General features: G+C 55.3%; 21 protein-coding genes and 1 pseudogene. 10 read left to right on the top strand and 12 right to left on the bottom strand.

What is annotated here, in order from left to right:
- Positions 1-2: 2 nt before the first annotated feature.
- A pseudogene (locus ACP3TY_RS08415) lies at positions 3-182 on the bottom strand (DUF6124 family protein); the annotation flags it as partial.
- A gap of 167 nt (positions 183-349) precedes the next feature.
- On the opposite strand from ACP3TY_RS08415, the gene ACP3TY_RS08410 reads away from it, so the two are divergent.
- A complete protein-coding gene (locus ACP3TY_RS08410) occupies positions 350-754 on the top strand; it encodes a hypothetical protein (protein WP_400647002.1) in 405 nt (134 codons plus the stop codon).
- A 169-nt stretch (positions 755-923) separates the two neighbouring features.
- On the opposite strand, the gene ACP3TY_RS08405 is transcribed toward ACP3TY_RS08410, so the two are convergent.
- From ACP3TY_RS08405 to ACP3TY_RS08385, 5 genes are all read right to left on the bottom strand, one after another.
- Entirely contained in the window at positions 924-1256 is a 333-nt protein-coding gene (locus tag ACP3TY_RS08405) for a DUF2790 domain-containing protein (RefSeq protein ID WP_212551201.1), read from the bottom strand.
- 66 nt (positions 1257-1322) lie between these two features.
- Positions 1323-1523 carry a co-regulatory protein PtrA N-terminal domain-containing protein gene (locus tag ACP3TY_RS08400; RefSeq protein ID WP_212551202.1) on the bottom strand — a complete coding sequence of 67 codons (201 nt, stop codon included), beginning with the start codon at positions 1521-1523 and terminating at the stop codon, positions 1323-1325.
- 222 nt (positions 1524-1745) lie between these two features.
- Positions 1746-4895, bottom strand: coding sequence for a CusA/CzcA family heavy metal efflux RND transporter (locus tag ACP3TY_RS08395; RefSeq protein WP_426619707.1), 3150 nt, complete (start codon positions 4893-4895; stop codon positions 1746-1748).
- Between the two features lie 14 nt (positions 4896-4909).
- Positions 4910-6097 (bottom strand): efflux RND transporter periplasmic adaptor subunit, encoded by a 1188-nt coding sequence (locus tag ACP3TY_RS08390; RefSeq protein ID WP_426619706.1) that lies wholly within the window; start codon positions 6095-6097, stop codon positions 4910-4912.
- Positions 6098-6146: 49 nt separating this feature from the next.
- On the bottom strand, positions 6147-7394 hold the full coding sequence (locus ACP3TY_RS08385; protein WP_426619705.1) for a TolC family protein: 1248 nt from the start codon (positions 7392-7394) through the stop codon (positions 6147-6149).
- A 535-nt stretch (positions 7395-7929) separates the two neighbouring features.
- Here ACP3TY_RS08385 and ACP3TY_RS08380 point away from each other — a divergent pair.
- The 4 genes from ACP3TY_RS08380 (at position 7930) to ACP3TY_RS08365 (ending at position 10978) form a co-directional block, all read left to right on the top strand.
- Positions 7930-8604, top strand: a complete 675-nt coding sequence (locus tag ACP3TY_RS08380; RefSeq protein WP_053121655.1) for a heavy metal response regulator transcription factor — start codon at positions 7930-7932, stop codon at positions 8602-8604.
- Positions 8601-10007 carry a heavy metal sensor histidine kinase gene (locus ACP3TY_RS08375; RefSeq protein WP_212544709.1) on the top strand — a complete coding sequence of 469 codons (1407 nt, stop codon included), beginning with the start codon at positions 8601-8603 and terminating at the stop codon, positions 10005-10007. Before ACP3TY_RS08380 ends, ACP3TY_RS08375 begins: the two co-directional genes overlap by 4 nt.
- Positions 10008-10265: 258 nt before the next feature.
- Complete coding sequence (locus tag ACP3TY_RS08370) at positions 10266-10604, top strand: type II toxin-antitoxin system Phd/YefM family antitoxin (RefSeq protein WP_256671872.1); 339 nt, start codon at positions 10266-10268, stop codon at positions 10602-10604.
- Positions 10601-10978 (top strand): type II toxin-antitoxin system VapC family toxin, encoded by a 378-nt coding sequence (locus ACP3TY_RS08365; protein WP_426619704.1) that lies wholly within the window; start codon positions 10601-10603, stop codon positions 10976-10978. The genes ACP3TY_RS08370 and ACP3TY_RS08365 overlap by 4 nt, the downstream gene beginning before the upstream one ends.
- Positions 10979-12011: 1033 nt before the next feature.
- On the opposite strand, the gene ACP3TY_RS08360 is transcribed toward ACP3TY_RS08365, so the two are convergent.
- Genes ACP3TY_RS08360 through ACP3TY_RS08335 form a run of 6 tightly spaced genes read right to left on the bottom strand, consistent with a single transcriptional unit; the run spans position 12012 to position 17965 of the window.
- Entirely contained in the window at positions 12012-13754 is a 1743-nt protein-coding gene (locus ACP3TY_RS08360; protein ID WP_053121662.1) for an ABC transporter substrate-binding protein, read from the bottom strand.
- 48 nt (positions 13755-13802) lie between these two features.
- Positions 13803-14075 carry a DUF2160 domain-containing protein gene (locus tag ACP3TY_RS08355; protein ID WP_053121664.1) on the bottom strand — a complete coding sequence of 91 codons (273 nt, stop codon included), beginning with the start codon at positions 14073-14075 and terminating at the stop codon, positions 13803-13805.
- Between the two features lie 10 nt (positions 14076-14085).
- Complete coding sequence (locus ACP3TY_RS08350) at positions 14086-14886, bottom strand: carbohydrate ABC transporter permease (protein ID WP_008083745.1); 801 nt, start codon at positions 14884-14886, stop codon at positions 14086-14088.
- Positions 14887-14895: 9 nt separating this feature from the next.
- The gene (locus ACP3TY_RS08345; RefSeq protein WP_007912484.1) at positions 14896-15762 is read right to left on the bottom strand and encodes a carbohydrate ABC transporter permease; all 867 of its coding nucleotides are present in this window, start codon (positions 15760-15762) and stop codon (positions 14896-14898) included.
- Entirely contained in the window at positions 15759-16871 is a 1113-nt protein-coding gene (locus tag ACP3TY_RS08340) for an ABC transporter ATP-binding protein (protein ID WP_282357960.1), read from the bottom strand. Before ACP3TY_RS08340 ends, ACP3TY_RS08345 begins: the two co-directional genes overlap by 4 nt.
- Positions 16871-17965, bottom strand: a complete 1095-nt coding sequence (locus ACP3TY_RS08335; RefSeq protein ID WP_129392178.1) for an ABC transporter ATP-binding protein — start codon at positions 17963-17965, stop codon at positions 16871-16873. The genes ACP3TY_RS08340 and ACP3TY_RS08335 overlap by 1 nt, the downstream gene beginning before the upstream one ends.
- A gap of 341 nt (positions 17966-18306) precedes the next feature.
- On the opposite strand from ACP3TY_RS08335, the gene ACP3TY_RS08330 reads away from it, so the two are divergent.
- From ACP3TY_RS08330 to ACP3TY_RS08310, 5 genes are all read left to right on the top strand, one after another.
- The gene (locus ACP3TY_RS08330) at positions 18307-20145 is read left to right on the top strand and encodes a sigma-54-dependent Fis family transcriptional regulator (protein WP_426619703.1); all 1839 of its coding nucleotides are present in this window, start codon (positions 18307-18309) and stop codon (positions 20143-20145) included.
- A gap of 301 nt (positions 20146-20446) precedes the next feature.
- Positions 20447-21451 carry a glycosyltransferase family 2 protein gene (locus ACP3TY_RS08325; protein ID WP_426619702.1) on the top strand — a complete coding sequence of 335 codons (1005 nt, stop codon included), beginning with the start codon at positions 20447-20449 and terminating at the stop codon, positions 21449-21451.
- The gene (locus ACP3TY_RS08320; protein WP_426619701.1) at positions 21441-22151 is read left to right on the top strand and encodes a class I SAM-dependent methyltransferase; all 711 of its coding nucleotides are present in this window, start codon (positions 21441-21443) and stop codon (positions 22149-22151) included. Before ACP3TY_RS08325 ends, ACP3TY_RS08320 begins: the two co-directional genes overlap by 11 nt.
- The gene (locus ACP3TY_RS08315) at positions 22148-22489 is read left to right on the top strand and encodes an EamA family transporter (protein WP_426619700.1); all 342 of its coding nucleotides are present in this window, start codon (positions 22148-22150) and stop codon (positions 22487-22489) included. The genes ACP3TY_RS08320 and ACP3TY_RS08315 overlap by 4 nt, the downstream gene beginning before the upstream one ends.
- Positions 22490-22608: 119 nt before the next feature.
- Complete coding sequence (locus ACP3TY_RS08310) at positions 22609-24633, top strand: DUF6077 domain-containing protein (protein ID WP_426619699.1); 2025 nt, start codon at positions 22609-22611, stop codon at positions 24631-24633.
- The last annotated feature ends 14 nt before the right edge of the window (positions 24634-24647 follow it).

The following is a 24647-nucleotide window of genomic DNA, read 5'->3' as shown; positions in this document are numbered from 1 at the left end:
GTTTATGCAGGCGGATCGACGTTATCCAGTGCCTTGTTTACCGCCAATTCACCAAGCATGACCACTTGCGCAATACCCAGCAGGGTCTTGCGATGCGTGCCTTCGAGCAAGGCTGCGAAGTCGCCGAACATGACGGTGGCCGAGGCGAGGGATTCGCAGGCGTTGGCCAGTAAGAATTCGCTGAGGGCAAATGCGCTCCACAGAAATCGATATAACACTGAGCAACTCAGAAAAACGTCCAAGAGTCTACTGTCAACTCTGACAGTAGATCACCGAATAAAAATATCGATACCATCGAACGGCTGCTTTTAGAAGCGGCTCAATATATTCATTACGTAAAGGAATAGACATGAGCAACTCTACTGAAATCTCTACCACGTCGTTGACTGGCCACTTTAAAGCTATTACCACACACGACAGCAAGCCGTACTTGACCAGCGATACAGTGACTTACAGCAGCGACAACGTGACCGGGCGCCAAGGTGCACGCGAACTTCTACTGACATTTAAAAAAGGCACTCCACCAGGCGAATATCAATTTGACAAAGGGCATTTTACAGGAGGACGACTCACGAGCCAGCTTCCAGGCCCAGGGATCATCAACACACGATTCATTGTCATCCAAGGTGACTTAACGTTAACTGAAACAAGTCTTTCTAGAGTCACAGGCGCGTTTCATATCAAACTGATTGGCACACAAGACCCCAACGAAAAAATCGAGCTTAAGGGCACATTTGATATTCAAGACATTTAATAACCAACCTCTTCATTTTCGTTATAAACAGCGGCATAGAGCCAGAATTGATGCCGAAATAAAATCCGTTCACTGTAGGAGCTGCCGAAGGCTGCGATCTTTTGATCTTGAAAACCAAGATCAAAAGATCGCAGCCTTCGGCAGCTCCTACAGGGGATTGTGGTTTTTTTCAGGTTCCGCCGTTGCGGCACACGCCCGCCACGCTGTATTTGATTGTGTTGAGCTGTCCCTTCGAATCTTCGTAAGTCATCGCGGTCGGCACCACGGCGCACGCCGCCTCGGGCTTGACCACGCTCACCACTTTGACCACGTCCAGCTTCATCCCGTACGCGTAATCCTTCACCACCGGCGGCGCTTTGCCCTGGCTGGCGGCGTACTGTTCCATGGCTTTGGTGTTGGCGCTGAGCGCGCGTTCGAAGGTGCGATCACCGCCACCCTCGGCCAGTGCATTCACCGACACTGCCATCGCTGCAGCGAACGCCATCCGTTTAAAAATCTTCATGTCCATTGCCTCATCGAATAGCCCGGCATCGGCAGTCGATGACAGGCTTGCTCACGTTCCGAACGCTTACAGCGCTTTGGTTTTCTCGTCTTTTTTCTCGTTCAACACGACAGGGTCGCGGGCCTGTTCCTTGGCAACGAAGAGTTCGACGGAGCGGTCGTTGGCGGCCATCATTTTTTCGAAAGTACGGTCACCGCCACCTTCGGCCATGACCAGGGAAGACACCGCGAGCGCGGCTGCGAAGGCACTGAGTTGGGCAAGTTTCATGGTTGATTCCTCGTTTAAGTAGCTGACGGGATCAAGGTAACAAGGTGAACCTTTCGTGACGGTGGCGGGGAAATTACAGATCCGTTATCTGACTGCCGATATTTTGAATCCGGACATAAAACCTGTAGGAGTGAGCCTGCTCGCGATAGCAGTGGGTCAGTCAATGTAGATCTGACTGATGGATCGCTATCGCGAGCAGGCTCACTCCTACAGGGGGATCACTTAGTCAGTGAGTGCTGTGTCCTCATCCCGGCGATGGGCGAGTTGGTAGAGAGCCGGCAAGATCAGCAGTGTGAGGATGGTCGAGGAGAGGATTCCGCCGATGACGACGGTCGCCAGCGGACGCTGCACTTCAGCACCGGTGCCAGTCGCGAGCGCCATCGGAATGAACCCCAGCGATGCCACCAGCGCCGTCATCAACACTGGCCGCAAGCGTGTCAGTGCGCCTTCGTTAATGGCATCGGAAAGCGAACGCCCCTCCTCCCGCAAATTACGAATAAACGCAATCATCACCAACCCGTTCAACACCGCCACACCCGACAGCGCGATAAACCCCACCCCCGCCGAAATCGACAGCGGAATATCCCGCAGCCACAGCGCCATCACGCCGCCGGTCAGCGCAAACGGGATCCCGGTAAACACCAGCAGTCCATCCTTCAGGTTGTTGAACATCATGAACAACAATCCAAACACCAACAGCAACGCGACCGGCACCACTATTTGCAAACGCTTGGCCGCCGATTGCAGTTGTTCGAACTGGCCGCCCCAACTCGTCCAGTAACCAGCGGGCACCTGCACGTCACGCTCAATCACTGCGCCGGCTTCGCTGACAAACGAACCGATGTCACGCCCACGCACGTTGGCGCTGACGATCACCAGGCGTTTACCGTTTTCGCGGCTGACCTGATTCGGGCCGAGCACCAGGTCGAGGCTGGCGACTTCCTTGAGGGCGATAAAACCGATCTGACTCGCCGTGCCATTCACAGAAGGCACCGGAATCAGCAGCGCCGAGAGCCCGTCGATGTCCTTGCGCATGGCATCGGACAAACGCACAACCATGTCGAAACGCCGATCGCCCTCATACAAAATCCCCGCCTGCCGCCCGCCCACCGCAACGGCAATCGTGTCCTGCACATCCCCCACATTCAGCCCATAACGCGCCGCCTTGTCGCGATCGATATTGATGGTCAGCACCGGCAGCCCGGAGGTTTGCTCGACCTTCACTTCAGAGGCGCCGTTGACCTTTTGCATGGCTGCGGCAATCTTCGCCGCCGTGGCGTTGAGCACGTCCATGTCATCGCCAAACACCTTCACCGCGACATCGCTGCGCACCCCGGAAATCAGTTCGTTGAAGCGCAACTGAATCGGCTGCGACAGCTCATAGTTGCTGCCCGGCAAGGTCGCGGCAGCGGCTTGCAACTCGGCCATCAAGGTTTCGCGCGACTTGCGCGGATCCGGCCACTGCTCTTTCGGCTTGAGCATCACGTAGCTGTCGGAGATGTTCGGCGGCATCGGATCGGAAGCGATTTCGGCGGTGCCGGTACGGGCAAAGACGCGTTCGACTTCCGGCACTTTCGCCAGAATCACCCTCTCCAGTCGCTGCTGCATATCCACCGATTGCGTCAGGCTGGTGCCCGGCACGCGCAACGCTTGCAGAGCAAAATCCCCTTCGCTGAGGCTCGGCACAAACTCGCTGCCCATGCGACTGGTGAGCACGCCGCTGAGCACGATCACAGCCAACGCAGCGCTCACCGCGACAGCGCGATGACTCATCACCCAGGCCAGCGCCGGCGCATAAATGCAGCGTGCACCGCGCATCACCGCGCCCTCTTCTTCCTTGACTTTGCCAGTGACGAACAACGCAATCGCCGCCGGCACAAAGGTCACCGACAACAGCATCGCGCCAAGCAAAGCGATGACCACAGTGAACGCCATCGGGTGGAACATTTTCCCTTCGACGCCGCTCAACGCGAAAATCGGCAGGTACACGACCATGATAATCAACTGCCCGAAAATCAGCGGTCGCCGCGCCTCTTTCGCCGCCGCAAACACTTCCTTGAAACGCTCGGCGCGGGTCAATAAACGCCCGTGATGCTGCTGCGCATGGGCCAGCCGTCGCAGGGTGTTTTCAACGATTACCACCGCACCGTCGACAATAATCCCGAAGTCCAGCGCGCCGAGGCTCATCAGGTTGGCGCTGACCTTGTTGCTGAACATCCCGGTGAAGGTGAACAGCATCGACAACGGAATCACCATCGCGGTAATCAGCGCGGCGCGGATATTACCGAGGAACAAAAACAGAATCGCGATCACCAGAATCGCGCCTTCGATGAGGTTCTTTTTCACCGTGGCGATGGCTTTGTCGACCAGGTGTGTACGGTCGTAAACCGGCACGGCGATCACGCCTTCCGGCAGTGATTTATTGATCTGTTCAAGCTTGCTGGCCACCGCTTGCGAGACCGTTCGACTGTTCTCGCCGATCAGCATGAACACCGTGCCGAGCACCACTTCGCGACCATTTTCCGTGGCCGCGCCGCTGCGCAGTTCACGACCAATTTCCACCGTCGCCACGTTTTTCACGCGGATCGGCGTGCCGTCGACATTGGCCATGACGATGTTGGCGATGTCCTCGGTGCTCGCCACTTGCCCCGGTGCGCGAATCAGCAATTGCTCGCCGCTGCGCTCGATGTACCCGGCGCCGACGTTGGCGTTGTTGCGCTCCAGCGCGGTGACCAGATCAGTGAGCGTCAACTTGTACGCCGCCAGCCGTTTCGGATCCGGCGCGATCTGATATTCCTTGGCGAAACCGCCGATGGTGTTGATCTCGGCCACGCCCGGCACGTTGCGCAATTGCGGCTTGATGATCCAGTCCTGAATCACCCGCAAATCGGTCGGCGTGTAGCTTGTGCCGTCGTCCTTGAGCGCGCCCTCCTTGGCTTCAACCGTCCACAGAAAAATCTCGCCGAGCCCGGTGGAAATCGGCCCCATCATCGCTTCCGCGCCTTCGGGCAATTGCTCCTTGGCGATCTGCAAACGCTCGTTGACCAACTGACGGGCAAAGAACAGGTCGGTGCCGTCCTTGAAGATCACCGTCACCTGCGACAGGCCCGAGCGCGACAGCGAACGGGTCTGCTCCAGCGCAGGCAAACCGGCCATCGCGGTTTCAATCGGAAAGGTAATGCGCTGCTCGGTTTCCAGTGGCGAGAACCCGGCAGCGCCGGTGTTGATCTGTACCTGGACGTTGGTGATGTCGGGCACGGCGTCGATCGGCAGTTTTTGATAACTGGCGATGCCGAGGCCGGCCATAAGCAGAACGGCGAGCAGGACGATAATGCGCTGCTCGATGGCAAACTGGATCAGGCGTTCGAACATGGGAGTCTTCCGGATCAGTGGCTATGCTCGGCTGAGGCTTTGCCCAGTTCCGATTTGAGGACGAAGCTACCGGCGCTGGCGACTTGCGCGCCCGGCTCCAGCCCTTGGGTGATTTCCACCTGGCCGGCTGCGCGGCTGCCCAGCTCTACCGGCCGCGCTTCGAAGCCGTCATCGGTGCGGACGAACACGGTGGGTTTGTCCTCGACGGTCTGGATCGCGGTTTCCGGTACGGCGACTTTTGCCTGACGGCTGTCGGTAGCGACCAGCGCGGTGACGAACAACCCGGGACGCCATGAGCCTTGCGGGTTTTCCAGGGTCACGCGCACGGTTGCAGTGCGGGTTTGTTCGCCGAGCAAACTGCCAACATAAGCCACGCTGCCGACGACTTCGGCGTTCAATTCCGGCGCGCTGACGGTGACCGCTTTACCCACTTGCACCTTGGTCAAATCCTTCGGTGAAACGCCGAACGTCACCCACACCCGCGACAAATCCGAGAGCGTGAACGCTGCCGTGGTTTCATCGACCACTTCGCCAGGCGTCAGGTGTTTTTCCACCACGACACCGTCGAACGGCGCGCGCAATTCATAGCGATTGCCGCCGGTGGCGACCACGCTGCCACTGAGCACGCTGATCTTTTGCCGCGCATTGCTTACGGCGATTTCCGCCTCTTGCAACGCTTGGCGCGCCTGGAGGAAATCCTGTTCGGCCGAGATCTTGTCCTGCCAGAGTTTTTTCTCCCGCTCATAGGTCGTGCGCGCCAACGCCAAACGCCGTTGCGCCGCCGCTTGTTCGCTGCGCTGATCGGAGATCTGCTGACTGGCGATCACCGCCAGCAACTGGCCCTTCTTCACTGTCTGCCCGAGGTTGACCGAGACGGCCTCGACCACCCCCGGCACACGCGGCACCACGTGGGCGGTGCGGTCTTCGTCGAAGCGCACTTCACCGGGGAACGGCAAGCCGAGGCTGATGTTTTGCGGTTTCGCTTCAGCCAGTTGAATGCCGGCAGCAGTGATCTGCTCGGTGCTCAATTCGATGTGCCCTTCTTCGCCATGCTCAGCCGCAGCGCCTTCTTCAGCGTGATCGGCGTGATCCGCCGCTTCATCGGCATGCGCGTCGATGGAGGCAGTGCCCGACCACATCGAGCCCACACCAATGCCCAACGCCAATGTCGCCGCAGCGACCACAATCAATTTTTTATCCATGGAAACTCCTCTGCGCCGTGCCATCGCGCAGTGCTCAAAAAGATGAAATTCAAGGGCTGACGGCGAGCTCGCCGAAGATCCGTTCGATGCGTACGCGGGCGTCGGTGGCTTCGCTGACGGCCTGGATGTATTGGCTGCGCGCGGCGATCAGCGTGCGCTGCGCATCGAGCACATCGAGGAAGCCGAACTTGCCCATTTCAAAGCCGCGCGTGGCGCTGTCGACGGCACTTTGCGCGGCGGGCAGGATGGTCTGGTTGAACGCTGTGACTTCGCCGTTAGCGGTCTGCCATTGCTCAAGACTGGTCTGGACTTCGGTGCGCAAACGCAGTTCGGTAGCGTTGCGCAGATCCCGTGCCTGATCGGTGCGGCGCGCGGCGGCGAGCACATTGCCCTGATTACGATTGAATAGCGGAATCGGCATCGACAGGCCGACCACGTTGACCCGTTCGCGCTCGGTTTCGCTGTATTGGCTGCCGAGGCTTACGGTCAGATCGGGGATGCGCTGGGACTTCTCCAATCCCAACGAGGCTTCGCGCTGATCGATTTGCAACTTGGCCAGACGCAGCTCAGCGGTTTCGTTCAGGCGCTCGAGTAATCTTGTCGGCGGCGGAACAGCCATCAGGCTTTTCGTCGGTGCCTGCACCTTGGTCGATGCCGGCAAAGGCGCGCCCATCACCTGCGCCAATTGTTGGTAAGCGTTGGCCTGATCGCGCTCGGCGCGGCTCACTTCAAGACGTACTTCCGAGAGCTGCACTTGCGCCCGCGTGCCTTCAACGGGCGACGATTTACCGGCCTCAATGCGCCCGTCAGCCACGCGCAAACCCTTCTCGGCGAGTTGCAGCGATTGTCGAGACAGATCCAGGCGTTGCTGCGCGGTTTGCGCGCTGTTGAACGCTTGAATCACATCGGCGCGCAAGGCATTGCGTTTGCGCTCCAGCTCGACGCCGGCGGCGTCCTGCGCGCGGCTGGCGACGTCGATCCGTGCACCGCGTTTGCCGCCCAGTTCAATCGGTTGGCTGAGCATGATCGTCGTGGTGCGCGAATCGCGGCGAGTGTCTTCGGCCTCCCAGGAAACTTCCGGGTTGGGGATCAAACCAGCCTGCACACGATCACCTTCGGCAATGCCGATTTCCCACTGCGCGGCGGCCAGATCGGGGTTACCGGCGAAGGCGCTTTGCAGGGCTTGATCCAAGGTCAGCGTCGAGGCATTCGCCAGGCTGGCACTGGCCAAAAACAGCAGGCCGCCGAGTGTTTTTTGCAGGCGTGATCGCGCCGTCAGTTCAATTAAACCGGGCAATGGCAAACTTCCTTTATTCAAGAATCTTTGATGCCGCCACGGTAGGGTCTTGAACTTATCGACAAGGTGACTGGAACATTACAAATCCGTTATCCACGGTTTGAACTAGTTGTTTTGTTCTAGGATGCGAAGTGCGAACGCTGTTGTCGTAATACATGGAAACAAATGCGGATTAGATATCTGCTGAACAGCACTTGCCTGAATCAAAGTTATGGAAGTTTTGGGGGTCCCGCTGCGACCGACTGTCGCAGAACCCTGGTTTAAAGCGCTTGGTCGTTGACCCTGTAGCCACTACAACCTTTATTGTGCGGACTTCCCCTCACCCCAGCCCTCTCCCGGGGGGAGAGGGAGCCGACCGAAGTGTCTGGCGTTATTTATCGACCTGTTACATCAAGTCGATTATGGATTCAGTAAATTTTTTTCACGTCGGCGTAGTTCTGAAATATCCCCCATTCAATCCCCTCTCCCTCTGGGAGAGGGCTAGGGTGAGGGCCTTTTTAATTAAATACCCATTAAATATAAGTGGTGAAAGATCATGCGAATCCTTGTCGTCGAGGACGAGCTTAAAGCTGCCGAATACTTGCATCAGGGATTGACCGAAAGTGGATATGTGGTGGATCACGCCGCCACCGGCGCCGATGGTTTGCACCTGGCGCAACAACAGGCCTATGACCTGATTATTCTCGATGTGAACCTGCCCGAACTGGACGGCTGGGGCGTGCTCGAACAACTGCGCAAAACCCACGCCACGCGGGTGATGATGCTCACCGCGCGCGGACGTCTGGCCGACAAGATTCGTGGCCTCGATCTCGGCGCCGACGACTATCTGGTCAAGCCGTTCGAATTTCCCGAACTGCTCGCGCGGGTACGCACCTTGATGCGTCGCAGCGAAAACATTCCGCTGCCACAGGTGCTGAAAGTCGCCGATCTGGAACTCGACCCGGGCCGCCATCGCGCATTCCGTGGCGAGCAACGCATCGACCTGACCACCAAGGAATTCGCCCTGCTGCACCTGCTGATGCGCCAGTCCGGCGAAGTGCTGACGCGCACGCAAATCATCTCATTGGTGTGGGACATGAATTTCGACTGCGACACCAATGTGGTCGAAGTGTCGATCCGCCGCTTGCGCGCAAAAATCGACGACCCGTTCGACAGCAAACTCATCCACACCCTGCGCGGTGTCGGCTACGTGCTGGAGGCGCGCGAATGAAACCGGCCAGCCTGTCGATGCGCCTCGGTTTGACGGTGAGCATTCTCGGCGCGCTGCTGGTGGTGTTTCTGGCGATCCTCGCCTATTTCGCCCTGACCCATGAGCTGAATGCGCTTTCCAGAGACAGTCTGGAAAAGAAGATGCAACAGGTCGAGCACAGCCTGTCGCTGTACGTCGACGCCAATGAAATCAGCGGTAAACCACATATTTTGCTCGATCAGGTGATGGGCCATGACAACCTCACGCTGACGATTTATGACCGCTTGAATCAGCGTTCTCCGCTGCTCAAATCCGGCTCGGGACTGGCCGAGCCACGGGTTGAATTGAAAGCGGTGCGCGCCACCACAGATCAGTTGACCTACAGCGACAGCACCGACGCGGAAGGGAAGAAATTCCTCACCGCCTCGAAATTGATTCGCCTCAAGGACGGCAACAGCGTGCCGGTGCTGTTGTCGGTGGATAACGCCCACGACGAGGCGTTGCTCAGCGCCTATCTGCGCTCGACGCTGATTGCCTTGCCGCTGTTGCTGGTGTTCATCGGCCTCACGGCGTGGGGCGCAGTGCAGCGCGGCCTGGCGCCGATGCGCGAGTTTCGCAAAGTTGCGGCGATGGTCTCGACCCAGGATCTGGATCATCGACTGTCGGTGGTGAACATGCCGCAGGAGCTCAGTGAATTGGCGCAGGGCATCAACTTCATGCTGCATCGACTGGATGCCGGGGTGCAGCAGTTGTCGCAGTTCTCCGACGATCTGGCGCATGAATTGCGCACGCCGATCAACAACCTGATGGGCAAGGCGCAAGTGACGCTCTCACGCGAACGCAGCGTGGAGGAATACAAGGATGTGCTGGTGTCGTGCACCGAAGAACTGGAGCGCGTGGCGCGGATCGTTTCCGACATGTTGTTTCTCGCGCAAGTGAGTCATCCGTCGGCGCTGGCGCCGTTTGAATCGGTGGCGCTGGAGGTTGAAGTGACGAAGGTGGCGGAGATGTTTTCGCTGTCGGCGCAGGACAAGGGCATTCATTTGAACGTGGTCGGGAGCGCGACGGTGCTGGGTGATCGGCTGATGATTCAACGGGCGATTTCCAATTTGTTGTCGAATGCTTTGCGGCACTGCCCGAACGGGAAAACCGTCACGTTGTTGATAGAACAAGGTGCGACGCAGACGTCGTTGCTAGTGAGCAATCCCGGCGCCGGGATCGAGGCGCAGCATTTGCCGTATCTGTTTGACCGCTTCTACCGAGTCGATAGCAGCCGCTCAAGAACGCAGGGCAGCACCGGGCTGGGGTTGGCGATCGTGCGCTCGATCATGAGCCTGCATCAGGGGGTGGCGGAGGTGAAGAGCTTGCCGGGGGTGATGACGGTGTTCCGCCTGGGCTTCCCCACCACCGAATCATCCCTGTAGGAGTTGCCGCAGGCTGCGATCTTTTGCTCTTGTTTTTTAGATCAAGATCAAAAGATCGCAGCCTGCGGCAGCTCTTACATAGATTTTCGGAGGTCGTGTCGGTCGATATTTTCGTACGACTTTTTACCGGTTTGCTCCCGTCCCTACGCAAACACCGAAAGCTCTCGCCGCAACCTCCGTTTTGTCCTACAGCCAGATTTGAGTAGGTAGTTCTATGGTGGTGGCCTTGGCAGATGGAATATCGACGAGAGGCAAAAAATGAACAGGGATATCGTTTGCGAATGGGCTGAAGAAGTCTATGAATTGGCAGTGCTGAAATATTCTGGCTATATTTGTCCAGAATACAGGGGTGAGCCGATGATCATCGTTCCGCTGGCTGAAGCAAAAAACAATTTATCCAAACTCGTCGATGATGCCGCTGCTGGCAAAGTCATTACGATTGCCAAGCATGGCCGAGCGATGGCTCGCCTCGTTCCCGTAGGAAAACCCAGCGCACAGCGAATTGGCGCAATGAAAGGCAAACTGGTGTTGCCCGACGATTTCGACTCACCATTGCCCGATGACATGCTTGATGCATTTGAGGGCACTCAAGCATGAGGCTTCTGCTCGACACGCACATTTTGCTCTGGACGCTCAGTGATGACGCGAGACTGTCCGGCAAAGCCAGAAAACTGATTGAGAACGCTGCCGATGTCTACATCAGCGCCGCCACCTTTTGGGAAATGGCGATCAAGGTCGGGCTCGGCAAGCTGAATGTTGATCTGGAAGAAGTCCGCCAATCTTGCCTTGATAGCGGCTTCATCGAACTGCCGGTGACTGCAGAACACGCCATCGCCGTGAAGGATCTTGACCACCATCACCGGGATCCGTTTGACCGCATTATCGTGGCCACAGCAATGACCGAACCGATGAAGTTGCTCACGGCTGATCCTTTGGTTGCTCGGTACACCGACCTGGCTGTTTTGGTCTGACCTGATACCCCAGAAGCCTCAGGGCAGATGGCCTGCAAGCGATAGCGGTGGGTCAGTTGATTTCGATGTTGAATGGCAGACCGCATTCGCTTGCAGGCAAGCTCCCACAGTGATTTGCGGCGTGCGCGGAGTCTGTGCTCACCGCAGAAAAAATGTGGGAGCCAGCCTGCTGGCGAAAGCGGTGGGTCAGTTGATATCGATGTTGAATGGTAGGCCGCAATCGCTTGCAGGCAAGCTCCCACAGTAATTTGCGGCGTGTGCGGAGTCTGTGCTCACCGCAGAAAAAATGTGGGAGCCAGCCTGCTGGCGATGCCGGTGGGTCAGTTGATTTCGATGTTGAATGGTAGGCCGCAATTGCTTGCAGGCAAGCTCCCACAGTGGTTTGCGGCGTGCGCGGAGTCTGTGGTCATCGCAGAAAAATGTGGGAGCCAGCCTGCTGGCGAAAGCGGTGGGTCAGTCGATTTTGATGTTGGATGGTAGACCGCAATCGCTTGCAGGCAAGCTCCCACAGTAATTTGCGGCGTGCGCGGAGTCTGTGGTCATCGCAGAAAAATGTGGGAGCCAGCCTGCTGGCGAAAGCGGTGGGTCAGTTGATTTCGTTGTTGAATGTGAGGCCGCTTTCGCGAGCAAGCTCAGCTCCTACAAAAGCAAGATCAACAGATCGCAGCCTTCGGCAGCTCCTACATGAAATCGCGTTGAACCCAATTAGGCCGAGTGTCAGCTCGCCTGCTTTTGATCTTGATCTTAGAGCCCGTCGGGAGGCTGAGTGGAGGGATTCATACGGGGAAAGCATCGAGAGGAGGTGCAGCGAAGCAAACCGTAGGCGATGCCCCCGGATGAACCCGGAGCGAAGGAACCCGAGCCTTAGCGAGGGCCGGACGTCAGGGCACAGACCTTTGGTTCCTTTGGGGCGTTTGCCAAAGGGACTCGCCGTAAGGGCGAAACCATAGTCAGCAACACCCGAAGAAACGGATATACACACCATCATCAAAAAAAAACGGCACCTCCCAGTGCCGTTTTCCAGCTTCAATGTTTACTTCCGCGCATCCGCCCAAGATTTCAGCAACTCGTTATAACTCACCGTCTCCCCCTTAGGCTTCTCATTCGCCAACTTAGGCTTCGGCGCCCCCGGTTGATCAAACCAATACTGCGCATCCCGCTCCGGATTCATCTTCGGCGCACACACCGCCTGCGCCTTCGAACGCTCCAGACGCGTCATGATCGCATCCTGATCCTTGGCCAACCCATCCAGCGCCTGCTGCGGCGTCTTCTCACCACTCGCCGCCTCAGCAATATGACTCCACCACAACTGCGCCAGACGCGGATAGTCCGGCACGTTAGTCCCGGTCGGCGTCCACTGCACCCGCGCCGGGCTGCGATAAAACTCAACCAGACCACCGAGCTTCGGCGCCAGATCAGTCATCGCCTGCGAGTTGATGTCCGACTCACGAATCGGCGTCAGGCCGACAATGGTTTTCTTCAGCGACACGGTTTTCGACGTCACAAACTGCGCATACAACCACGCCGCCAGTTTCTGCTTCTCAGGCGTCGACTTCATGAACGTCCACGAACCCACGTCCTGATACCCGAGCTTCATGCCCTCCTCCCAATACGGCCCGCGTGGCGACGGCGCCATTCGCCATTTCGGCGTGCCGTCGGCGTTGACCACCGGCAGGCCCGGTTTGGTCATGTCGGCGGTGAACGCGGTGTACCAGAAAATCTGCTGGGCGATATTGCCCTGCGACGGCACCGGCCCCGACTCGGAGAAGGTCATGCCCGCCGCTTCCGGTGGCGCATAAGCCTTCAGCCAATCGACATATTTCTGCGTGGCGAACACAGCGGCCGGGCCGTTGGTGTCGCCGCCACGGGTCACGCTGGAACCGACCGGATGGCAGTCCTCGACGCGAATCCCCCACTCGTCCACCGGCAAACCGTTGGGCAAACCCTTGTCGCCGCCACCGGCCATGGAGAACCAGGCATCGGTGAAGCGCCAGCCCAGCGACGGGTCTTTCTTGCCGTAATCCATGTGCCCGTAAACGCGCTTGCCGTCGATTTCCTTGACGTCTTCGCTGAAGAATTTGGCGATGTCTTCATAGGCCGACCAGTTCACCGGCACGCCCAATTCGTAGCCGTACTTTTCCTTGAACTTGGCTTTCAGATCGGCGCGCTCGAACCAGTCAGCGCGGAACCAGTAAAGGTTGGCGAATTGCTGGTCAGGCAGTTGATAGATCTTGCCGTCGGGAGCGGTGGTGAACGAGATGCCGATGAAGTCCTTGATGTCGAGCGTCGGCGAAGTGAAGTTCTTGCCCTCGTTGGCCATCAGGTCGGTGATCGATTCGGTCTTGCCGTAGCGAAAGTGCGTACCGATAAGATCCGAGTCGTTGACCCAGCCGTCATAGATATTTTTGTCGGACTGCATCACCGTCTGCATTTTCTCGACCACGTCGCCTTCTTGCAGCAGGTCGTGGGTGAGCTTGATCCCGGTGATTTCGGTGAAGGCCTTGGCGAGCACTTTCGACTCGTATTCGTGGGTGGTCAGGGTCTCGGAAACGACCTTGATTTCCATGCCGCGAAACGGCTCGGCAGCCTTGATGAACCACTTCAATTCTTCGAGCTGCTGTTCAGCCGTCAGGGTCGACGGTTTGAATTCACTGCCGATCCATTTTTTCGCCGCGTCTTCGTAGGCATCGGCCCACGCGGCGGCGCTCAAACCGCTGAGTGCCAGCATGGCTGCCAATGAAATGCTATGTCGCAGCTTATTGTTTTTGTCGAACATAGAGACCTCCTGTTTAGGATTTCGGAGCACGGTTGCCGATTGACTCGACTAGCCCCAACGCATCACAGCCAACAGCCACACCAGGGACAACGCGGACGCCACCCAGATGCTCCAGTCGGTGGCGCCGATCACCAGCAAATGCAGGTAGGCGCTGCCGAGAAGACCGATAAACAAACGATCGCCACGGGTGGTGGCAATCGGTAGAAAACCTCGCCGCAAGATGCTCGGCGAACGCAATTCCCACGTGGTCATGCCGACCAGCAGCAGACCGATGACGATGAAAAATGCTGCGGTGGGTGTGGTCCAACTCATCCATTCCATCATCAGTTCCTCAGACCCGACCGAGGGCAAAGCCCTTGGCCACGTGGTTGCGAACAAACCAGATCACCAGCATGCCCGGCAGAATGGTCAACACCCCCGCCGCAGCCAGCACACCCCAGTCGATACCCGATGCTGAAACCGTACGCGTCATCACCGCCGCAATCGGCTTGGCGTTTACCGAGGTCAACGTGCGCGCCAGCAGCAACTCGACCCAGGAAAACATGAAGCAGAAAAATGCCGTGACACCGATACCGGAGCCGATCAGCGGGATGAAAATCTTCACGAAAAACTTGGGGAAACTGTAGCCGTCGATGTAGGCGGTTTCATCGATTTCCTTGGGCACGCCAGACATGAAACCTTCGAGAATCCACACCGCCAGCGGCACGTTGAACAGGCAGTGCGCCAAGGCCACGGCGATGTGCGTGTCGAACAGCCCAATCGACGAATACAACTGGAAGAACGGCAGCAAAAACACCGCCGGTGGCGCCATACGGTTGGTCAGCAGCCAGAAGAACAGATGCTTGTCGCCAAGAAAGCGATAGCGCGAAAACGCATAGGCCGCCGGCAGCGCCACACTCAACGAGATCACCGTGTTCAGGCTCACGTAATACAGCGAGTTGAGATAGCCGTTGTACCAACTCGGATCGGTGAAGATCACTTTGTAGTTCGCCAGCGTAAAGTCTTGTGGGAAAAGGGTCAGACCGCCGAGGATTTCGGTGTTGCTCTTGAAGGACATGTTCAGCAGCCAGTAGATCGGCACCAGCAGGAACAGGATGTACACCAGCAACGGAATAAGCTTTCTTTTGCTCATGGCCGGGCCTCAGCGGTTGGCGTCGGAGTGCGTCATGGCGGTGTAGAACAGCCAGGACACCAACAGGATGATCAGGAAGTACACCAGCGAAAACGCCGCTGCCGGACCGAGGTCGAATTGCCCTACGGCCATTTGGGTCAACGTCTGACTCAAGAAGGTCGTGGCATTACCCGGCCCGCCGCCGGTGAGCACGAACGGCTCGGTGTAGATCATGAAACTGTCCATGAAGCGCAGCATCACCGCGATCAGCAACACGCTTTTCAGCTTGGGCAATTGGATGTGCCTGAACACCGCCCAGGCCGAAGCGCGGTCGATGCGTGCGGCTTGGTAATACACATCGGGAATCGCGCGCAAACCGGAGAAGCACAGCAACGCTACCAATGAAGTCCAGTGCCAAACGTCCATCACCAGCACCGTCACCCAGGCGTCCATCGTGTTGGCCGCGTAGTTGTAGCTGATGCCCATCGCGTTGAGGCTTGAACCCAATAGACCAATGTCGGCGCGGCCGAAAATCTGCCAGATGGTGCCGACCACGTTCCACGGGATCAGCAACGGAATCGCCAGAATGATCAGCACCACCGACGACCAGCGGCCCTTGGTCGGCATGGTCAGCGCGACGGCAATGCCCAGCGGAATTTCAATCAACAACACGCACGCCGAATAGATGAACTGGCGCAGCAACGAATCGTGCAAACGCGGGTCGAGCAGCACTTGCTTGTACCAGTCAGCGCCGACGAAGTAGCGGCTGGACTGGTCGAAGATGTCCTGCACCGAATAGTTGACCACGGTCATCATCGGGATCACCGCACTGAACGCCACCAGCAGGAACACCGGCAACACCAGCCACCAGGCCTTGTTGTTCTGCACCTTGTTCATGGCTGCACCTCGCCGCTGTCGGCTTCAAGCAGAAACTCATCGGCATAAACCATCAGCCACTGCGCCGGAAAACTGATGTACGCGGTGCCCTGCGGCACCGGTTTGTCTTCGGCCAGACGCACTTTCAACGGTGCACCGTCGAGGTCGAGGGTCATGATCTTGTAGGTGCCGAGGTCTTCGACGTGTACGACGTTTGCCTGCATCGCGTCATCAAACGGCTCGTCCCAAACGTGAATGAATTCAGGACGGATACCGACCTTCAGATTTTTCCACTGGCCGTGCTCGATATGTCGCTGCATGGCGTCGGACAACGGCAAGTGCGTCGAGGCGAAACCGACGCCGCCGGGTTGCGGCTGCACTTCGATCAGGTTCATTCCTGGGCTGCCGATGAAATAGCCGACAAAGGTGTGGCTCGGCCGTTCGAACAATTCCCGTGGCGTGCCGAACTGCACAATCTGGCCGCCGTACATCACCGCGATCTTGTCGGCGAAGGTCGAGGCCTCCAATTGATCGTGGGTGACGTAGACCATGGTGATGTTGAACTGCTCGTGGATCTGCTTGAGCTTGCGCCGCAGTTTCCACTTCAGGTGCGGGTCGATCACCGTCAGCGGCTCGTCGAAAAGGATCGCGGAAACGTCGTCACGCACCAGGCCACGGCCCATCGAGACTTTCTGTTTTTCGTCGGCGGTGAGGTTGCGTGCCTTCTTGCTCAGGAGGTTTTGCAGGTCGAGCACTTCGGCAATTTCCTGCACCTTGCTGTGCACTTTCGCCTCGGCCATGCCCTGATTGCGCAGGGGGAAGGCGAGGTTATCGAACACGGTCATGGTGTCGTAAACCACCGGAAACTGGAAAACCTGAGCGATGTTGCGCTTCTCCGGCGTCAGGTCGTTGACCGCTTTGCCGTCGAACAACACATGGCCCTGCGAGGGGCTGAGTAATCCGGAAATGATGTTGAGCAAGGTCGACTTGCCGCAACCCGACGGCCCGAGCAAGGCATAGGCGCCGCCCTGCTCCCAGACGTGATCCATCTCGCGAATCGCGTAATCCTCGGCGCCGCTCGGGGTTTTGCTGTAGCTATGGGCGAGGTGCTGCAAACGGATTTCGGCCATCAGGCAACCCTCGCGACACGCCGGCCCGGTGCTTGCACCAGACGGCCCTGCGCATCGAAAACGAACAGTTTGTGGGTCGGGATGTAAATGCGGATCGGCGCATCGACGTCGTATTCGTGAACGCCGGGCAGGTGCAGAACCAGCAGGAAATGCTCGTTGCGCACGTGCAGGAAGGTTTCAGAACCGCTGATCTCGGCGACTTCGACGGTGACCGCCAGTTCGAGATCGTCATCGTTGCTCGGCACCAGCGAGATATGGCTGGGGCGCACGCCAAAGCGGAACTCGCCCTCGCCCACCGGGCGCAGATCGACGTTTAACGGGAAGTGCACAAAATTGGCGAAGCTGACTTCGTTGCCAGCGATGCGCCCCGGCATCAGGTTGATCGGTGGCTCGGAGAACAATTCGGCAGCGAGCACGGTTTGTGGCTGGTGATACACCGACGTGGACGGGCCGCTCTGAATCACCCGGCCTTCGTGAAGAATGGTCGTGGTGCCGCCGAGTGCCAGCGCTTCGTTGGGCTCGGTGGTGGCGTAAATCGCAATGGTGTGGCGCGCCTTGAACAGCTCGCGCATTTCCTGACGCAGCTCTTCGCGCAGTTTGTAGTCGAGGTTGACCAGCGGTTCGTCGAACAGGATCAGCTCGGCGTCTTTGACCAGTGCGCGGGCCATGGCGGTGCGCTGCTGTTGGCCGCCGGACAGCTCCAGCGGATAGCGTTGCAGAAACTTCTCGATGCGCAACATCCGCGCGGTTTCCTGCACTTTGCTGTGGATGATCTCTTTCGACACACCGGCCTGGCGCAGCGGCGAGGCGATGTTCTCGAACACGGTCATGGTCGGGTAATTGATGAACTGCTGATAGACCATCGACACGTTGCGCAGGCGCACCGGGCGTTGGGTGACGTCGACGCCGTTCATCAGGATCCGGCCGCTGTCGGGCTTGTCTAAACCTGCCATTAAACGCATGAGGCTGGTTTTGCCGGACAGGGTGCGGCCGAGCAAAACGTTGAACGAACCGGCTTCGAATTTCAGGCAGGCATCGTCGATCCAAGTCTGGCCCTCGACGGTGCGGCTGACGTGCTCCAGGGTGAGTGACATGGCTCGGCCTTTTTATTATTGGAGTCAAGCGACCTGTGCACAGGAGCGAGTTTCGTGCCAGAAATGGCAAGTGATTGATTAGTCGTGAAAATCGTTGAAAGCGTGGCGAACGAGCGTTCATTGCTGAACACATTTGAACAGTCGGGCGATTGACAATGAACAATAGTGAACAACACTCTATGAACGCTTTTTGCGAACCGATCCCCCTGTAGGAGCTGCCGCAGGCTGCGATCTTTTGATCCTGTTTTTTTACCATCAAGATCAAAAGATCGCAGCCTGCGGCAGCTCCTACAGGGGATCGCATAACAATAATAAGAATGCTACATCAGAGGCTGACTGCCATGGCCGCACCTGCCCCGCCGCTGTCCCACGACGCGATCGTCCAGACGTCCTGGCAACGTTGCCGCGCGTTTGGTCTTGATCACCAAAGCACCCCGGCCTTCGACCAACTCCCCGCCGCCGGCATTACGCACCTGCTCGACCGCCATCACTCACTGGTGCAGACCACGCATCAGGAAGTCCTGCCCTATTACGAAAACATCCTCAGCAATTCCAACTGCCTGATCATGCTCGCCGACAATCAGGGCCAGGTGCTGACATCGTGGGGCACGCAGCGTTTTATCGAACCGAATCTGGCCAGGGGGTTTCAGGCCGGTGCGAGCTGGATGGAGCGATGCAGCGGCACCAACGCGATCGGCACGGCACTGGCGTGCGAACAAGCGGTACATATCGAACACGATGAACACTTCCTCAAGGCTAACCGCTTTATGACCGGTTCCGCCGCGCCGATTTTCGACGCCGAGCGCAAGGTGATTGCCGTGCTCGATGTGTCCAGCGACAGTTATTTACCGCCCTCGCACACCTTGGGCATGGTCAAGATGATGAGCCAGACCGTGGAGAACCGGCTGATCCTTAACCTGTTCCATGGCCAGCACTTTCAACTGACCTTCAATACCGGACTGAACAACCTCGACAGCCAGTGGGCCGGGTTGTTGATTTTTGATGAGAGCGGGCAAGTGCTGTCGGCCAATCGTCGGGCGGATAACCTGCTCGGTGTGCGCTTGTCGCGGGTCAGTGTTGAGAGTTTGTTTAATGTGTCGCTGCTGGAATTGCTCAATCAGCCGGATGATCTGCCGTTTGCCTTGCAGACTTCTGGGCGCAACCGTTTTCAGTGTCTATTGAAACGGCCGAAGCAGGCGTTGGTTCAGCCACGGGTGTTTATCGCGGAGGCCAAAGCGACCGCACCGTCGGGCATCAGCCTCAACACCTTGCACTTCGGTGACAGTCGCGTGGAAAAAGCTGTACGTCAGGCTGAGCGTTTGCTGGAGAAAGACATTCCACTGCTGATCCACGGCGAAACCGGCGTCGGCAAGGAAGTCTTCGTCAAAGCCCTGCATCAAGCCAGCTCGCGCAGCAAGCAGGCCTTCATCGCCGTCAACTGCGCAGCGATCCCCGCCGAACTGGTCGAATCCGAACTATTCGGCTACGAGAAAGGCGCGTTCACTGGAGCCAATCAAAAAGGCAGCATCGGCCTGATTCGCAAGGCGGACAAAGGCACGCTGTTCCTTGATGAAATCGGCGACATGCCACTGCCGACGCAGGCGCGGTTGTTGCGGGTTTTGCAGGAGCGTTGTGTGCAACCGGTAGGGAGTAGCGAGTTGTTCCCGGTGGATTTACGGATTATCTCGGCGACTAATCGCTCCTTGCGCGAACAAGTGCAATTGGGGCGGTTCAGGGAGGATTTGTATTACCGCATTGGTGGGCTGACGCTTGAGTTGCCGCCGCTGCGGGAGCGCAGTGATAAAGAGGCGTTGTTTAAACGCTTGTGGGAGCAGCATCGCGAGCCGACGCAATGGGCGGGATTGAGCCAGGAAGTGCTGGATTTGCTTGATCGGCATCCGTGGCCGGGCAATTTGCGTCAGGTCAGCAGTGTGATGCAGGTGGCGCTGGCCATGGCCGAGGAGCAGCCAGTAAGACCGGAGCATTTGCCGGATGATTTTTTTGTCGATCTGGAGATGGAGCCGATGGAAACCTGCGCCCCGTTAGGGATTGATCTGAACGATGTCGAGGCGCTGAACCGGGAGCTGAAGGCTTCCGGGGGCAATATTTCGCATTTGGCACGGCGGTTGGGGGTGAGCCGCAATACGCTTTATAAGCGGTTGCGGCAGATTGACAGTTAGGACGAAGATCAAGAACGAGCGCCCCCAATAGTCAAGACCAAAAATATCGTAGCAAAGCGGTTAACTGCGAAAATTCAAGTGCCTCGCGTAACCGGGTATAGTGTCGCGTGCATGGGTTCCGCGTTAGCAGCAACCCTTGCGCGCACACGAATATAGCTTCAGCGAATTCTACCGAAACTCTAGAAGGAGTTTTTATTGCCAAGGCAAGAGCGTTATTATCGCCCCCATAACCTGCCAAATTATCGATACACATTCTGTATGACATGTAGTTAAAACAAATTATTCACCATGGTAATCCCGAATGTTCTCAAGCTCTAACGTTGCAGTTGTAATACCAAGCTACAAAGTCACAAAACATATTTTAAGCGTAATTAAGGCAATTGGCCCTGAAGTTAGCAACATCTACGTGATTGATGATTGCTGTCCAGATGGCACTGGCGACTTTGTAAAGAACAACTGCGACGATGAGCGCGTTCGAATCCTTCGTCATACCGACAATCAAGGAGTTGGTGGCGCAGTAATGACAGGGTATAAGGCCGCCATTCATGACGATGTCGATATTATCATCAAGGTGGATGGTGACGGGCAGATGGATCCAAGCCTAATCCCGAGTCTGATTTCCCCGATCATTGAGGGTAGAGCTGACTACACCAAGGGGAATCGATTCTTTGACCTCGAAGAAATTCGTGAGATGCCAAATGTACGCCTATTCGGAAACGCTGCTCTATCTTTTATGACTAAATTGTCATCTGGGTATTGGAACCTTTTTGATCCAACCAATGGGTTCACTGCCATCCACAGCAACGTTGCGCAAAGCCTGCCGCTCCATAAGATCAGTCGTCGATATTTTTTTGAAACCGATATGTTATTTCGATTAAATACACTGCGAGCCGTCGTGGTAGACGTACCCATGAGCGCGAAATATGGCGACGAAATCAGCAACTTGAAAATATCCAGAATCATTGGGGAATTCTCCCTCAAGCATACCAGGAATTTTTTCAAAAGAATATTTTACAACTACTATTTGAGAGACATGTCTCTTGCATCAATCGAACTACCTCTTGGCATATTTTCTCTGATATTCGGAGCAACATTCGGCACTTATCAGTGGATAAACTCCGCAAACACGGGCCTGCCTTCATCCGCTGGAACAGTAATGCTTTCCGCCTTACCCATTATTATTGGACTACAACTTACATTGGCTTTCTTAGGATACGACATAAACTCCGTACCCAATAACCCATTGCAAAGAGCCAAAATACATTCCAGAACCATGAAAAACGAAGGAGTAAAAAATGGAAAGTGAAGACAAAGCCTGGATTGAATATAGAAAAAAATTCTCGGAGCGATATGACGAATCAAATTACTCAAGTCCGCTACAATCGCTAGTTATGCGCGCGAGCCATAAACTCGTCGAAAAGGCATACACAAAAGACTCTTACTTCAAACGAGTATTGGAGATTGGCGCTGGCACCGGCGAGCATGTCTACTTTGTTCACCACCAATTCGACGAATACACGCTGTCCGACTTGGACAACAACACGCTTGAAGTTGCAAAGAAGAAAATTGCGAGTACGCAAAACAGTAGTTTTAAATTCGAATGCCAGTCAGGCGAAGAGTTAAGTTATGATGACGACAGCTTTGACAGACTGATTGCAACTCATGTATTGGAACATATATATCAACCTCACCTCGCATTGAAGGAGTGGATCCGAGTCATCAAAAACGGCGGCGTATTATCCATTTTGATCCCAACCGATCCAGGTCTCGCATGGCGGCTAGGGAAGAACTTGGGGCCGAGACGCAACGCAATGGCTCAAGGTATTGCTTATGACTACGTGATGGCAAGAGAGCATGTAAACTCATGTCATAATCTTATCGCAATTCTGAGACACTACTTTCCTGACGCAAAAGAATCCTGGTGGCCATTTCCAGTACCATCAATTGACATGAACTTGTTTTTCTCATTTCATGCAATCGTTCAAAAAAAAGAGACTTTCGAATGATTGCCTATGTCGTCGCTTTTCTCTGCGTTGCAGGCTTGGCTATCGGGCAATTACTGTTCAAACTTAGTTCCACGGCACTGACCTCCAGTGGAACCTTTTTCTCACTTAAATCAGCGACACCTTTAATCGCAGCAATGTTTCTGTATGGCATTACATCCATAGCATGGATCTGGGTATTACAAAGAGCAGAGCTTGGTCGGATATATCCGATGATGGCACTGGCCTTTGTATTCGTACCATTGGGGAGCCACTTCATTTTTGGCGAACGTTTTCAGCCGCAGTATTTCATTGGTTTAGGACTGATCGTCATTGGAATTATAATTACCGCTCGAGCTTGAGCCACTTTGTTCACTTGTAATAAGGGTACAGGCTTGCTATATACTAACATCTAAATGAACTCTATCCTCGCCAATTCCCGCCTTGGGCTTGAGAAAAACTCTTTACCGGCCGAGTCTTTATGAGAAACAAAATTTTAAGTACTGAAAACCAAAACTCGAAATCAGATACCTCCACTGATCCTAACGAAAAAATTTTGCGTACAGTCATAGTCTCTTTTCTAATTGCATTTTCCGGGTGGACCATCGCAACCCAAATCAGTGTATTGGCTGGTTGGAACTTACAAGATCTTTTGATTCTCGCCCCTTTTGTAATTACATTATTAATCACCCTCTTCATTTATTTAACAAAAAAAAATCAATCACGCCCACTCAATAAAAAATCGAAATACACATTATACCAACTAAATTTTAAATATGCTTTTCACATCACCCTAATAACACTCATAGCAGTGCCCGCTGCTCTATATTTGTCATGGACAGCCTTCTGGATACTGTCCACACTGCTCCTCGCAGCCAACCTGATTACACCTGCACCCATACAACCACTAAGAACCTTAAGAACTGTTAATCCAGGATGCAAACTCACACCCCTGGTAATCCCACTGGTTATAGTTATTGCAATTATAGTTTCTTACGCAGTTTCGAGAACTGATGCGGATGACGCATTTTACGTAGCAGTCGCAGCATTTCACTCATCACATCCAGAACACAGTCTTCTCGCCGGCGACCCGATGCTTGGTGATCCGGCACTACCGTTGATATTTCCTAGCTACCGTTTTGCCTCTTTCGAACTACTCTCAGGGGCTATTGCTCATTTGCTTTCAGTTGCATCAATGGATGTGTACTATATCTACCTTTTGCCTGTATGGGCGATTGCAAGTTTATCGGCGACCTTCCTACTAACTAAAGAGCTCATGCCTAAAAGCTGGATTTTAGCTGGAGTACTAACTTTTATTCTAACGCTGATATTAGGAGAAATGCATCGCGGCACAGCAAATTTTGCGTTCGTACGACTTTTTCAAGGAAAGGCTGTTTTTTTATCCGTTATCGTACCCGCTATCTTCTACCTCACTGCGCGATATTTCTCAGATCGCGGCACTAGAAACGATCTATTCTTATTGGCATGCTGCCAAGTAACAGCGATCGGCCTATCAAATTTCGGGATGCTTGCAGCTCCAATTGCAGGCTTTGCCGCACTGGCATCTAATATTCCGCTGGCACTAAAATCCGAAAATAAAAAATTATTCTCTGCACTGACTATATTATTTATCCCTCTTCCTTACCTAATTACTGTTGCCCTTCAACTTAATGGATCGCCCATGATGGACTATGGGACAGAAGCAGCGGAGAACGTATGGGCTTCTATATTTGGACCTCACCAGCAATATTTGATAGGCATTCTACTTCTAGCGGGCCCGACTCTAGCGAAGGATATAGTAACGAAGTGGCGACTAGCCGTTCCTCCTTTCATATATTTTACAATCTACATTAATCCATGGCTTTCCGAATTCATTTCACTACATATAACCACTCCTCCCGTTTACTGGCGTATGATTTGGTCTTTCCCCATGCTCGCGTTTTGTGCAATATCTGCCTGCATGATTGCAACCGAGTTATTTAACCAAAAGCCCTACCGTCTGCTTTTGACTTTACTCTCTGCAATAGTGCTCGGCCTGACCGCTTACTCACTCCCATTTCACACGCTTCGCGCAGACAATATCGGTAAAATCGAAAACTTTGCTTCTTGGAAAATTCCAGACGCCCATCTTCTTATTGCTAAAAAAGGCATTGCAATGGCTCAAGGGGATGGAATGCTACTTGCCCCCGAGGAAATAGCCAGTGTCATTTCCAGATTTGAACAACACCCGCGACTCGTGAGTACCCGAGCGATCTATCTAGATCTCCTAAGACCCGCGTTAGGCGTTGAACATTACCCGAAGATGCGTGCATTGTATGATTTTGTGTCCGGGATAATAGAAGGCAATGGCGAGCTCGCGCAGAGAGCCCTGCAATCTGAGGATGTGTCTTTGATCATAATAAGTATTAAAAATGAAGGAGCTTTAGCTACCAGCCTTCTAACCAAAGAAGGGTACAAGAAGCAAGACTCGACTAGCGGCTATTCTTTTTGGAAAAAAACTAAATAATTAATAGCCGATTG

Origin of the sequence: Pseudomonas rustica, assembly GCF_049959085.1 — a bacterium.
In the GTDB taxonomy this organism is placed as follows: Bacteria; Pseudomonadota; Gammaproteobacteria; order Pseudomonadales; family Pseudomonadaceae; genus Aquipseudomonas; species Aquipseudomonas rustica.
This window is presented reverse-complemented; position numbering and strand designations above follow the sequence as displayed.